The organism is Bradyrhizobium sp. ISRA430 (assembly GCF_029909975.1).
In the GTDB taxonomy this organism is placed as follows: domain Bacteria; phylum Pseudomonadota; class Alphaproteobacteria; order Rhizobiales; family Xanthobacteraceae; genus Bradyrhizobium.
In genome coordinates, this window is the sequence record NZ_CP094516.1 from 6,976,460 (window position 1) to 6,989,673 (window position 13,214).

Sequence of the window (13,214 nt, forward strand, 5' to 3'; positions counted from 1 at the left end):
CGAGCGGCCCGTCGCAGCCAAGCGCTGCGGCAGCTTGAAGCGATGAATCGCGCCACACCGTAAACTCGCGAGAGCAGAATCTGCAGAGATGATCATGACAAGGCGATCGGAAGATTATAGGGCTGAGGATTCGTGTGTTATCCCGCTGAGCAAGCTGGATGTAAGCGAGGGCAAGCGCTTTCAAGACGACAGCATCTGGGCTTGCTTTGAGCGGTTGCGAAAGGAAGATCCCGTTCACTACTGTCAAGACAGCGCTCATGGTCCATATTGGTCCGTAACGAAATACCGGGATATCGTAGCCGTAGACACAAACCACAAAGCGTTCTCGTCAGAAGAAGGTGTCACTATTGTCGACGTGCCTGGCGAGCACTGGACCCCGAGTTTCATCAAGATGGGGCCTCCAAAGCACGCCGAGCAGCGCAATACCGTGAGCCCGATCGTCGGACCGGAAAGCTTGACGAAGCTCGAAAGCTTGATCCGGTCTCGGGTCAGGGCGATTCTCGCGGGCTTGCCGCGCAATGAGGCCTTCAACTGGGTGGACATGGTGTCCATAGAGTTGACGACGCAAATGCTCGCCACGCTGTTCGACTTCCCATTTGAGGATCGGCGACTGCTGACCTATTGGTCAGACGTCGCTGTTACAGCTCCGAAAGCAGGCCATGCAATCGACAGCTGGGACAAGCGAAGCACCATCTTGTCCGAGTGCCTGGACTATTTCACCCGGCTTTGGAACGAGCGCATCAAAGCCGAGCCGCGCCTCGACCTGATTTCCCTGATGGCGCATTCGCCCGCCACACGGCAGATGGAGCCGAGCGAGTTTCTCGGAAATCTGATTCTGCTGATCGTTGGGGGAAACGACACCACGCGCAACTCAATTACCGGCGGCCTCCTGTTCATGAGTCAGTACCCCTCCGAGCTGCGAAAGCTAATTGACAATCCCAAGCTGATCTCAAGCGCCGTGCACGAGATCATTCGGTACCAGACGCCAATTGCACATATGCGCCGTACCGCCGCGATCGACAGCATCGTAGGCGGAAAACAGATCAGGAAAGGCGACAAGGTCGTCATGTGGTACATCTCCGGTAACAGGGACGAAGAGATCATTGAGAATGCCAACAATTTCGTGATAGATCGCAAGAATGTGAGGCAGCATCTCTCGTTTGGATTCGGCATCCATCGCTGTCTTGGTCGACATCTTGCGCAGCTGCAGTTGAGAGTCCTCTGGGAAGAGATTTTGTCTGCGGAATTGTGGTTCGAGATTGTCGGCGAACCCGAGCGGATTGCATCTAACTTCGTGCACGGCTATTCCGCTCTCCCCGTGCGGATTGCAGCCTAGGCCCAAATTGTTCGGCTCACGCAGGCGGCGGAGCGGGCTTGTCCTGAACCATCTTTGGTTTCTGCAAGCAGCGCAGCTGGGGTGATCGACGGGAAACAATGCTGCATGTAGGAAGCCAATTGCCGGCCCGGCAGACGCTTGGAAGGACCTGCGAGAAGCGATAGGTGAGGCGCGCGTCTCGACTCGCGCTTGGCATGCCGAAAATTGAAGCTCAACTGCTACTCCGATGCAGGTCTCTGGGCTGCCTTGAATAGCCGGAACCATAGAGGTCGATGACCTTGATGTTGAAAATTGCAGCTATGGCAGCCATTTTCCTTGGAGAAGCGCTTTCGATATGCGCCGAGTTGATTGCCTCAAGGCAATTCGCAAAGACCGGTGGCGATCTGGCGATGCTTTGGCCGATGTTTCTCCTGGTATGCTCGGGTGGCATCCTCCTCGTTTTCGGATACGCACTGGGCTACATGCATCTGAAGAATATCTGGATCATTGTCGCGATATCGGTGGGAGCTATCCTGGTCGTAGAGCCGATACTCGCGGTTCTGCTCTTCAGAGACGTGCCGACCGCCGGTTCGCTGATTGGGCTGGTTCTCGGTGCGTTTGGTGTGCTCGCTGCCATAGTTCTGTGAAGGTGATTTCACCAGGCCCGGATGAGCGCCGCACTTTTGCGAAATGCAGCCTGAGGATCTGCGGAAGGTCGATTCAGCCGGTTGGTACGAGGAAAAATATCGATGCTGATCGACCTTCAGCTTCTCGTCGTCATCGGTGTGTGGCCGCTAGATTGTTAAGCTCTTATGTCAAAGTCCACTTACCGTTAGCAGGACGCGTGTGGCGAGCGTAGGTCTGCCAATCTATAAGCTGGCCATTTCTGCTTGACCAAAATTCGCCGATTAGCCTCGACTGTTCTCCCGGCTACCAACGTTTGGGGACGACTTGACTCAGTCGGTGTGGACGGAGCTAACGGCAGAGGGCGACGCGCGTAGCGGAGCGCGTCGAGGCCAGGGCACCTCAGCCGCGATTACGTCGCGGCTGCTTACACGGACGCACTTACCCGCATCGCTCTCTTCAGCGACATTGGAGGTCCGATGGAATGGAACTTCAGGTGACATTGGCTTTCTTGTGCATTCGAAAGAACGCGTTTTGGTCAGCTAGTCGTCAGTCACATGGTCTATCCAGACGGGCTGCACATTCGCGACTTTTATCGGAGACGAAGCATGACAGGCATTGGCCGAGCCGGCGCATCGGAAGTTGGGGCCGCAGGAGCTGGCAATACCGGAGATGTGAGCGGTTCGAGCGTGGAGCCCAGCCTGTTCCCGGGAGGACGCAGTCAATCTTTCGATGTCATCATCGAGCGGATGCGCTCTGGGCCTCAAGACAGGACCGCGGCGCTTGACAACTCAAGTTCGGAGGTGGCAGCGCCCACCCGAGACGAGATAAAGGCAGCAAGGCGAAAAATGGGCGGCCTGTTTGAGGAGCTTGAAGCTAGCCGTCGAGCGGCCCCGCACGCCCAGACCTTCCAAGAGGCGCAAGAGCTGATCGATCAAGTCGTCAAAGCAGGCTCAACAGTTCTGGAGTACTACGCGGATTTGCCTGCCAATTTGGCGCGTCGCATTCTGCCCGACGATCGGGCTCGCCGGCTCCGCGATGACACGCTGAACGCGGCCGAAGAATGTAACGCAGTGGCCACCCGGATTATTTACGAGCTGGAGGACAAAAGAAAGGAAGCATTAGGCTGGCTCCCGAAGATCCAAGACACCGGTACGCCCGCCCAGGTGGCCGGCGCGTTTAAAAGCGTGGCGAAACGCTATGCAGCCTGCATGGAATGGTGGGGGAAGAAGGTGTTGCGCTCGGAGCGGATGCAGTCTGTCTGCGCGGCTACTGCCAACTTGCCAAGCAGCACGCCCGAGATGCGCAAGGCCGAAGAGGCCGCACTAAGACTGCATACCGGCTGGGCTCTCAATACGAAGTGCATGTATCTGCAAGCGCGGATCGCTCTCGCGGAGCTCTTGATTGACTCGCGAGCGAGCACGCTCGACCCAGACGTGCGCGATGCCTTGATGGAGGAGAGCGGGCGGGCGCGTCTGCTCGGGACCTTCGTCGAGGATGTTTTTCCGGCATTCGTCTCCACGTGCGACGCCGTTCTGTACCGCGATGGAGCAGTGCTTGACGCGGAGCATCGCGCCGTTCTGGAAGGAGTCATGGAGCGGCTTTCGGAATTTGCATCCGGGCTGAGCGGCATCGTTGCCAGCCTGAGGCAGATCGGAACGGGAGCTGAAGTTCCCCTGCAGTTGCTAGACGAGATCGTGGAAGGGGCGTGGGTGACCGCGAACGAGGTTATGCGGCTGCTGGCATTGCAGCCAAGTACGCCAGCTACAATCGAACCGCCCGCTTGGGCCGTGCTGCCGGAAAATACTGCCGGGGTGAGCCAAGGCACTCCAGGTCGCAGAAAAGGAAAAGGAAAAGAGAAAGGAAGGCGCGCAGCGGCTGCCGGCGAGGGGAGTTCAACGGCCAGCTCATCCGAGTCGCAACGGCCCGATGGCGCTACGGCCCCGGCGCGCAAGGTTATCGTGCGCTCAGATCTCGGTACCAAGAAGCTCGCTACCACCGAGGAAGCACGTGCCTCATCCGCTGCAACCGATCACCTCCAGATGTGGCAGGCGCCGCCGTCCAAGGAAGCTTTGGCGGGATTACTTGAGCGATTGGACAAGCTGCTGCAGTTCGATCTGCCGGCTCAGCAGAGGGCGGTCTCGCAGACGCGCCAGATGAAGCCCGAGGACGCCGAACACGTCTTGGATCGGGTTATCACGCACTTGCAGACGCAGGCCGCCGAGATTGAGGCCTGTGTGGCCGCGCTGCAGGAGCCTCGCCGACGTGGCTTGCTCACGCCTTCGCAACTTCCCGAAGTGCACGATAAAATAGTCCGGCTCAACGGGATGGGGTCCGAGCTGCAGGGGCAGGCAAAATCATTGAAAGCGCGGAAGGCAGCGATCACGAGCGATTGCATGAAGACCTACCCGTTTCCTTCGCAAGAGTATCTCGAGCAGTTGCGCGCGGCGGGGGAACTGGAGTCAGTGGGTCCACCGCAAGCGTTGAAGGGAGAGCCAGGTAAGCTATTCGAGATCAAGCTGCAGCCCAAGGCGCTTGGCAGCGGCGCAATGCCAAGGCCGATGTGGGTGCACATCCATACCGAGCGGCCGGTTTATGCTTGGCAATTGGCAACGTTGGGCGATCGCGCATTCGCCGCATGCCACGTGAAGTCCGACGAACAGCGCGGATACAATCAGCATTGGCAGAACGCTCGAGCCGCCGAGGGCCACGAGAACGTCGTGATCCACCGCGGCAAGCTGACGCCTGCGTTCTGTAGGTCCTTGTTGAGCACCGCCGCTGGCCAGCCGTGGCAGCCCCTTCCCGATCCCGGGCACGTTTCAGCGCACATGGCTCGACTGGGGATCTAGTGAGTGGGCTGTCTTGCGGTGAGCCGTTCGGTGGCAGCCTTCATGCCTTCGGATCGGCTCGGTGGATTGCCTGAGCAGCGCCGAGCCCTCTTGGGCCCATCTTACAAAAAGATGGAACTGGGAGAGAATGCACCTCACGCGAGGGGTAGCAGACGGCGATCCCGGAGGATTGTCCACAAGCAAGCTGCCATTCCGAGGTGTGGCAAACATCGGCGCTCGGGCGAGAAGCTAGGCCGCTGAGCATTGCAGACCGAAAACATGTACCTGATGCCGGCGGCGATCCGCTCGGATGTAACAGTGCTTTCGCCTGTTTGCCCGCTGCAAGCTGGCGCGCAAACCCTCGGCGGAGCTTCAACGGATCGCGGACGGTTCGGTGGCACGGGAGCTGAGCATCACGGCCGCTTTGACGAATCGGATCGGGCGGTGCACAACAACGCGGCCTGTTTGCTACTCTTGCATAAGGCTACGACGGCCCCAGCATCAAGCCTCCTTGGCCCCCAAAGATGCTGGGGCTGTCGTTCTTCCTCGAGCGTCTCTAGCCAAGTGGCGTCGGAGCTGCTTCGCTTCAACTGCAATGGCGCGCCGAGCCGCCCCGACGATCCCAATATATGGGCGTATGGTCTGTCATGTCGCTGCTTGTTCAGTCGCCGTCACGAGCGACCGACGGCGGCATCGCCCGAACAGCAGCTTCCACCGCCCGATCAGCTTGGCGGAGGCGGTCCATTGAGTTAAGGCCCGAGCTCACGATAGCAACCCGTACATAGGTCTGACCGTCTTTTTTAGCTCGATGCCATGCGCCCTAAGCACCCGGTGCATCGCCGCGCCTTTGATCTCGCGAGCGATCTCGTTGACAATTTGAGGTCCGACCGTTCGCTCGGCATCGGCATCGCCCGTTAGGCCTGCTTCGGCGAGCCGTTGGTTCAGCCGAGCGTGAAACTCGTCCTCCATCGCGTCGACGAGCTGCTCCTCAATTGCTGCATGATCTTCGGGAACACGCTCGCGGGTCAACCCGGCTCTCCCCTCGCGGCGCCGCATGTGCGGGACCATGCAAGCCGACTGTCGCCTTGCTCGGACGATACAGTCGGATTCAAGAAACGCTTAACTCGAGTGCTCCCAGACATGCATCGACCACTCCGAGGCTCCTCCAGCGTTCGATCAAGCAGATTGCAGGTTCCGAGCGGGCTAACATCGAGCCGTACGGTGATGTCCGGACTTATCCATTCCCTAGATAGATCTGATCAAGAAAATCAATTTTACCGCTTACAGCGTCCTCATATAGACGCGAGGAGGGTTGGGGCCAACCTAGGGAAGCGATTTCTCGGATGAAAACGTCTGTGTTAGTGACAGCGAGCGCCCTCGCGCTTGCAACGGCGGCGGTGCCTCCTTTTGCCGCAACAGTTGCCGCGCAACCGGTCGCCGCCAGGGTGCATTTGGCCGATACTTCGTATCCTCAGTGCGCGGACGACCCGTTGGATGGTATCTGCGACCTGTTTTTTTGTTTGACCGATCCCTCGTGCGTGCGACACTGAGAACGGAAAACAACTCAAGCAGAGAATGAGGATCGAGCCTCGTGCGGCCGCTTGCTCCAACAGCGGCCGCGCCCTCATGCCGTACAGTTACAATGGCAGATGGTGCAGGCAGCGCCATCTTATTCAAAGTGATCGCTCACTTTCAGCCAGTCGGTGGCTACCGCGCAACCGCCGCATCGGCGAAGGTTGGGTAGACGGGAAAAGCCGGCTTAGAGCGCCACGCTGTGTTCCGCTGCGAGCCCGTGCTCGATCCAAAACTGATCAAATCATAAGCATCTATTGCTTTTCCATGCCGCGCACATGGCTCTTCGGTTCGATGGTTCGCATTTCGGACGTCATGGATGTCCATTCTTCCCGCTATGCCTAGGGTAGCCGTCGTGGCGTCAGGAAGGATCGTTTTTGGTTGGGTCTAAAATTCAGTGGCGCCGTCTCCGGCATCATGAGCATGGCAAAGAGCCCGGCCGCGCTCGCGAAAAGCATGTACCATGCGGGCACGAGTGCGCTCCCGGTAAGGTGGATCAGCCAGGTGACGATTGGTTGAGCTGTGCCTCCGAAAATCGCTATCGCAAAAGCGTAAATCGTCGCGAAGGCGCCACCACGAATGTTTCTGGGCAAACCTTCGGCCATGCTCACGTAGAAGGCGCTATACGGAATCGTTCCGATCAGGGTGAGGGCGCCGAGACCTCCTAGAAGTGCGAAGGCACTGCGGCTCTCTGCAATCCACAAGAATACCGGATAGGTCATCAGCAATGCAGTAACCTGCGGCCATATCATGATGCGACGACGGCCTGCGCGGTCGGCGAGCAGGCCGCCCAGCGGTGCTGCAGCAATTCCGACCGCATTGCTGATGAGCGTGGTACCAAAGGCGACCGGCGCGGAAACGTGGAGAGTGTTCATCGCGTAGGTGGTCATATATCCGGTAACATAAGTAGTGATCGTGCAGCTGGCCAAGATGACAAATCCCAAGCACATGATGCGGCGATCGGCACGCGATTGGCCTCCAGGCTCGGAGACCAGAACAGGCGCCTCGGGCCGGTGCAACGTTTCGGGCAGGACGCTCCGCAACCAAAGTCCAAACGGCAACGTAGCGGCGCCGAGCAACAGCGCGATCCGCCATCCGTACGCATTTAGAGCTTCGCTTGTCATGGTGAGCGACAGTATTTCTCCAACCAACGCTCCGGCCGTCGCAGCTATCTGTTGGCTCGCGGGCTGAAAAGAGACAGCAAGACCGCGCGCGTCAGCGGGGGCCGCTTCCATCAAGTAGGCGGTCGTCGGACCCACTTCACCTCCGAGAGCAAAGCCTTGCAGCAAGCGTGCAAACACGACCAGCGACGGAGCGGCAAGTCCTATTGTCTCATACGATGGCGTGATAGCTAACAATAGGACCGCGGCACTCATCATGGTGAAGCTGGCGGTCATCGCGGGGCGTCGGCCGGCCCGATCCGAATACGAGCCGAGCACGATGGCCCCGAGCGGTCTGGTCACAAAACCTGCGCCGAAGGTTGCGAGTGACAGCATCAGGCTAGCGAACGAGTCGGTTGCCGGGAAGAACGCCTGACCGATCTGTATCGCGAAAAAGCTGTAGGTCCCGAAGTCGTAGAATTCGAGAATATTGCCGATGGTTGCGCCCAACACGGCGCGGCTCGTCAAGCGTTCGTCTGCGGGATCGAGGACCGGCTCCAGCCTCTCTCGAGTAGATTGCCTCGACATCCTCGACCTAATCTGAAGCGCGCTCCCTCACCCAAACATTTTGGCCAGGGAGGTCGTACTGTTGCATTCCACTCGCCGAACTCGTCCCTCACGGCCATTGCGCCAGTCAACATGTGGGCTGAAGCGTGTCACGACGAAGCTCACCGTAACGTCTGCAATAAAAATGCCTGTCTCCGCGCCACCATTTAGCCCTTGATCTGATGGTGGGCCTGGCCGGCAGGACAAATATGCGGACTTGCTGCAGTTGTCGGGCGCCGCAGACATTGAGCGGCTGTGGCGAGTTTGCGACAAATTGGCGGGCGCCGAACACGAGTCTCCACGACTCGAGCCATTTCAGCGTCGCCTGGTTGCGTCCACACCTTAAGGAGCAGTGGGCCACGCCCTTCACCGCCAGGCGCTTGCCCCCACTCAGGGCGCCTGCGGCGGTTTCTCGCGCGCGTGCAACATCACCATTTATAGGTGCTTCACTTACGGCCGCTCACGGGTCGCTCGCATCTGGCGACAATAAAGACCCAGACCGTCCGTCATCCGTGCGTTCGGCGCCGCTCGCCGTGCATCTCGGCTATCTCCGGCGCGAGGGGGACCCCGCGACGGGGACAAGGCGCGGCGTATTCGGCCCCGTGCCGACGATGCCGATCTCATGTTGTTCGGTGAGCGCTGCAAAGTTTCAAGGTCGTACATCTTGGTCAGCCACTTGGGGAGCTGTTAACGCAAATCAGTGACGCCTCACGTAGGAGCTACCGTTCGTGTGCCCGGACGGGCGAGCACGAATGCGGTCTACGTTTCTTCGCCAACGGACCGTTGGAATGAGAATTCACTCGTGTCCTGAATAAGGAAATTATCGTAATTCGTACACGCGGTGTTGAAGTCGCCGCTGAAATGTCCGCTTCGTCTAAGCGCGCCCTGACACGGCCGCCATCTGCATGACGCTGAGCGTCAATAGCAGCCGGGACAAGGTTGGCCGTTCGTATTGCCTCACCTGAGGATGTAACATTCCGCTTGACCGATGTAGCTCCGGCTGTCAGTCGGAGGTTGCATCATGGCGCGCAGGATCGGAGGCACTGGAGACGTCGCGGAGTGGCCATTACACGCAGTGGCAGCCGCAGCTCCGGGATCAGCGGCACCGCCGCGCCTGAATGATCGTCTCGGCTGCTTTGCGTCTGAGCGATCGTTCTTCATCCAATCAGGCGAGCAGTTCGCTCCGCGGTTGCCGGACCCTCACGTAGGTCGCGCTCTCGTCTGTTTTCGCGCTGGCGCGGCTACGGTTCAGGCGGAACGAGATTTGGCTCGGAGATGATCGCAACAGACGTGGCAGATGCGGCCGCGGGTTTGTCTCCCTTCTTCGACCTTTGTCAGCTTCTCGAAAGCCAGCCTCTTTAACATTCGAACTTGGCCTCTCGATGACGAAGCCGCCCATGTCTGAATTCGTAACGAACTTCAGCTCACTCCCTGGGGAGATCTTCAAGAGGCCTTTGTTCTCATAATAGAAAGGAGAGCTTTATGGATCCGAACCCGATCAACAATGCCCGTTCACCAGAATCACCAACGGCGCACGTCTGGACACAGGAAGATCATGATTTGTTCAGTCAGATCATGAATGAAGCTGGACCATCATCATCTGCTGCACCTGAGGAAGCGGTAGATGTCTCATTCGCCGCTCCCCAGAGATTTTCACACGGTTCGCAAATCGCGCCTGACTTCATGGTCGAAAGGCTGTTCCACCAGGGTCTCTTGCCGGACTCGGACCAGCCGACGATGACCTATGAAATCCGAGGTCACCGCTACACGGCCGGTTTGGATGGGTCCAATCGCGTTCTTCTTTTTCATAACCCTGCGGAGGACCAAGTGGTTGGGGCCGGCCGGGCGGGGCTACCGGAATTCGGAGCTTTCTGGACGGAGCACCGGCGCTTCGGAACGCCGCTACCACAGCAATGGGCCACACCTGCCCTGATGGACAAGCTGCGCGAAGAAGGTTTCATGCCGACCGAAAATAACCCGACAACAATCCAGCTTAACGGACGGGCCTACAAAGCCGAATTAGCCGAAGGAGGGTTCGTTAAGCTTACGCGGGTATGAGACGAAATCCGACGGTGAAGCGATCGCGCCGCTGCGGTCACTTTGGTTGGCCTTACCCGGATAGACAATTCACCGCTTAGCAGTGGATTGCTCGCGCCGCCAGTGGGTACGCATCATCGGACCCGCTGGCAGCGCACGAGATGCACGGTCATCCTGGCCATTTCGTCTGGGTGGTGCGGGACCCGTCATCCGGGCTGCAATATTGCCCCCCGTATTGCCTCACCTGAGGATGTTACTTGATCGTGTCCCTAGGCGTGGTGTAACTGGCGGTGGGACACCGCGTTCGCCGGCGAGGGCCGGACAAGTCAGCTGGCGATTGCCGGGAAGCTGACGGCGGGATCATCGCTCAACGGCGCGATGGTTTCCAGCGTCATGTAGCGGGCGCGCTGGACGGCCCATTCATCATTCTGCTCGAGCAGGATCGCACCGACGAGGCGAACGATGGCGTCCTCATTGGGGAAGATGCCGACCACCTCGGTGCGGCGCTTGATCTCGCCGTTGAGGCGCTCGATCGGGTTGGTCGAGTGCAGCTTGGTCCGATGCTGGGGCGGGAAGGTCATGTAGGCGAGCACATCGGTCTCGGCCTCGTCGAGGAAGCCGGCGAGCTTGGGGAGCTTGGGGCGGAGCTGGTCGGCGACCTTTCGCCATTGGGTCTTTGCGGCCTCGGCATCGTCCTGGGCAAACGCGGTGGCGATGAAGGCGGAGACGACACGCCGGCCGCTCTTGCCGGCATGCGCGAGCGCGTTGCGCATGAAGTGGACGCGGGGGTCGTTGAAGAAGTGGCCAATAGATTTCGCGCGATGCAGCGACCGGCCCCGTCGTGGCCCTCGCATCAAAACCCGCTACGGGGCGATCTGAAGCCGCAAACGCACTATGAGGACAATCCAAGGCAGAATAAGCGCAAGCAGAGCGGCTGCCAGCCGCTTCAGATTGATGGCGGCGGCCGTCAGGTAGGCTTGGATCTTCATGTTCGGTAGACCGCGCCGTATGGCGCGCGCTAGTCCGTGCCAGGTTTTGGCTTCGCCGTGGAAGCCCTCTGAGCGCCAGCGATGGCGTTGATAGAGCCGTCGATCCTGCTTACTCCATCGCTCGCGACGGCGGCGGGCGCGGAGCAGTGCCGGATAATCGTCACCGACAACGACCGCTTTGTTAACTCGCCCTTTGGATAGGCAATCGCCCTTGAGCGGACACCGGGCGCAATCCTTCGCCTTCGAGTAAAAGAAACGGCCGTGCTTGATGGGCCGCGCGGGGCGCAAGATACGTCCTCGCGGGCACTTCAAGATGTCGTTCTTGGCGTCGTACCGGAAGCGTCTGAGCGGTACGCGACTCTTGATTGGTTCGGCTTTAGCTGGGATCAGGGCATCGATGCCGCGCCGCTCGAGCGCACCGTAGACTTTAGCGTAGGCATATCCCGCGTCGGCGGTGACCACCTTGATGTCGATGCCCGCAATCGCTTCAACCTCATCGACTTGCGGCTCGATCATCTCCCCTTCGTTCGTTTGTCCAGTCGTGACCGCGACGTCCAGAATAACGCCGACCTTGTCATCGACGGCAGTGTGCTGCTTGTAAGCGGGCTCCAGCCGCCGGTTTCGGGCATTGGTGGCCATTGTCGCATCCGGATCGGTGGTGCAGATCTTCTTGTACTTGCCGCTTTGCCGGCCCTTCCTCTCAGCCTCGCTTTCATCTTCGCTTTGATTCTCGCTCAGCACATCCACCACATGCTGCTCGGTGAGGCTGTCCCAACTCACGTTGGCGCGGATCAGCGACGCATCGATGTGAACCACTTCGGCTGTTGCGATCTTGGCCTTCAGGCAGGCCTCGACCGTGCGTTTAAAGATCCTACGGAATCGCTCTTCGCCCCAGCGCTGGCGGATGCGCGTCAGGCTGGAATGGTGCGGTAGCTGCTCGTGCAGGCCATAACCAGCAAACCAGCGAATGGCGATGTTGACCTGAGCCTCACGCATCAGCTTGCGATCGTGTACGATGCCGGTGAGCAGACCCGCGAGCATCAGGCGTACCGCGGCTTCTGGATCGATGCCTGGCCGACCGTCGTTCGCGCAATAGCAGTCGGAGACCTCTTCCCTTAGCCAAGATAGGTCGAGCACACGATCGACCCGCGCCAGCACGTGCTCATCTGGGACGAGCTGTTTGAGCGAGCCAGTGATGAAGAGCTCCAACTGATCCCGCTCCTTGCGCCCCAGCATCTCGTTTGCTCCGCCGATCGCGAATCGCCGACGAAAACGAAATCAGCCAATTGCAGCTTTTTCAACGACCCCACGCGGCAACGCTGCCAGGAGGCGTTGAGCACCTTGGCGACGGTGGCCTTGATGCCCTCATGGGCATCAGACACGACCAGCTTGACGCCGCGTAGGCCGCGGCGCGCGAGCTTGCGCAGGAACGCGGTCCAGAACGTCTCGGCCTCGGACGGGCCAATATCCATGCCGAGAACTTCGCGCCGGCCGTCACTGTTGACGCCGACCGCGACAATCACCGCGACCGAGACGATGCGGCCCTGCTGGCGCACCTTCACGTAGGTGGCGTCGATCCACAAATACGGCCAGTCGCCCTCGATCGGACGGGCGAGGAACGCCTTCACCTTATCGTCGATCTCGGCGCAGAGCCGGCTCACCTGGCTCTTGGAGATGCCGCTCATGCCCATGGCCTGCACGAGATCGTCGACCGAGCGGGTCGAGACGCCCTGCACGTAGGCTTCCTGCACCACCGCGGTAAGCGCCTTCTCGGCCATGCGACGGGGCTCCAGGAAGCCGGGGAAGTAGGAGCCCTTGCGCAGCTTGGGGATGCGCAGTTCGACCGCGCCGGCGCGGGTCTCCCAAATGCGGTCGCGGTAGCCGTTGCGCTGGGCCAGGCGCTCGGGGCTCTTCTCGCCATAGGCGGCTCCGGTCTGGCTTTCCACTTCCAGCTCCATCAGGCGCTGGGCGGCAAAGCCGATCATCTCGCGCAGCAGATCCGCATCAGGGGTCTTCTCCACGAGCGTCCGCAGGTTCATCATCTCGTCGGTCATCGGTGGTTCCTCGAATCAGGTTGGTGTCAGCAACCCGACCCTACCGGCGAATCGCCGGTGACCACCGCAAAGCCGTCCGCCCGCTACGG

General features: G+C 59.8%; 7 protein-coding genes and 2 pseudogenes. 4 read left to right on the top strand and 5 right to left on the bottom strand.

Annotation, left to right across the window (positions count from 1 at the left end):
* The first annotated feature begins 94 nt into the window (after positions 1-94).
* From MTX21_RS33120 to MTX21_RS33130, 3 genes are all read left to right on the top strand, one after another.
* Positions 95-1,336, top strand: a complete 1,242-nt coding sequence (locus MTX21_RS33120; RefSeq protein WP_280968748.1) for a cytochrome P450 — start codon at positions 95-97, stop codon at positions 1,334-1,336.
* 272 nt (positions 1,337-1,608) lie between these two features.
* Positions 1,609-1,962, top strand: coding sequence for a hypothetical protein (locus MTX21_RS33125; RefSeq protein WP_280968749.1), 354 nt, complete (start codon positions 1,609-1,611; stop codon positions 1,960-1,962).
* Between the two features lie 585 nt (positions 1,963-2,547).
* Positions 2,548-4,788, top strand: a complete 2,241-nt coding sequence (locus MTX21_RS33130) for a hypothetical protein (protein ID WP_280968750.1) — start codon at positions 2,548-2,550, stop codon at positions 4,786-4,788.
* 741 nt (positions 4,789-5,529) lie between these two features.
* Here the strand turns inward: MTX21_RS33130 and MTX21_RS33135 are convergent.
* Positions 5,530-5,796: a hypothetical protein gene (locus tag MTX21_RS33135; RefSeq protein ID WP_280968751.1), complete on the bottom strand. Its 267-nt coding sequence runs from the start codon at positions 5,794-5,796 to the stop codon at positions 5,530-5,532.
* A gap of 884 nt (positions 5,797-6,680) precedes the next feature.
* On the bottom strand, positions 6,681-8,027 hold the full coding sequence (locus MTX21_RS33140; protein ID WP_280968752.1) for a citrate-proton symporter: 1,347 nt from the start codon (positions 8,025-8,027) through the stop codon (positions 6,681-6,683).
* Between the two features lie 1,500 nt (positions 8,028-9,527).
* On the opposite strand from MTX21_RS33140, the gene MTX21_RS33145 reads away from it, so the two are divergent.
* Entirely contained in the window at positions 9,528-10,103 is a 576-nt protein-coding gene (locus tag MTX21_RS33145) for a hypothetical protein (protein ID WP_280968753.1), read from the top strand.
* Between the two features lie 305 nt (positions 10,104-10,408).
* On the opposite strand, the pseudogene MTX21_RS33150 reads toward MTX21_RS33145, so the two are convergent.
* From MTX21_RS33150 to MTX21_RS33160, 3 genes and pseudogenes are all read right to left on the bottom strand, one after another.
* Positions 10,409-10,867 (bottom strand): annotated as a pseudogene (locus tag MTX21_RS33150) (transposase); the annotation flags it as partial.
* Between the two features lie 78 nt (positions 10,868-10,945).
* Positions 10,946-12,307, bottom strand: a complete 1,362-nt coding sequence (locus MTX21_RS33155; protein WP_280965647.1) for an IS1182 family transposase — start codon at positions 12,305-12,307, stop codon at positions 10,946-10,948.
* Positions 12,308-12,378: 71 nt separating this feature from the next.
* Positions 12,379-13,125: pseudogene (locus MTX21_RS33160) on the bottom strand (IS256 family transposase); the annotation flags it as partial.
* Between the last annotated feature and the right edge of the window lie 89 nt (positions 13,126-13,214).

Excerpts from the sequence above, each read along its gene's own strand:
- MTX21_RS33120 (WP_280968748.1), top strand. The coding sequence starts at position 95 with ATGACAAGGCGATCGGAAGATTATAGGGCTGAGGATTCGTGTGTTATC.
- MTX21_RS33125 (WP_280968749.1), top strand. The coding sequence starts at position 1,609 with ATGACCTTGATGTTGAAAATTGCAGCTATGGCAGCCATTTTCCTTGGA.
- MTX21_RS33130 (WP_280968750.1), top strand. The coding sequence starts at position 2,548 with ATGACAGGCATTGGCCGAGCCGGCGCATCGGAAGTTGGGGCCGCAGGA.
- MTX21_RS33140 (WP_280968752.1), bottom strand. The coding sequence starts at position 8,027 with ATGTCGAGGCAATCTACTCGAGAGAGGCTGGAGCCGGTCCTCGATCCC.
- MTX21_RS33145 (WP_280968753.1), top strand. The coding sequence starts at position 9,528 with ATGGATCCGAACCCGATCAACAATGCCCGTTCACCAGAATCACCAACG.
- MTX21_RS33155 (WP_280965647.1), bottom strand. The coding sequence starts at position 12,307 with ATGCTGGGGCGCAAGGAGCGGGATCAGTTGGAGCTCTTCATCACTGGC.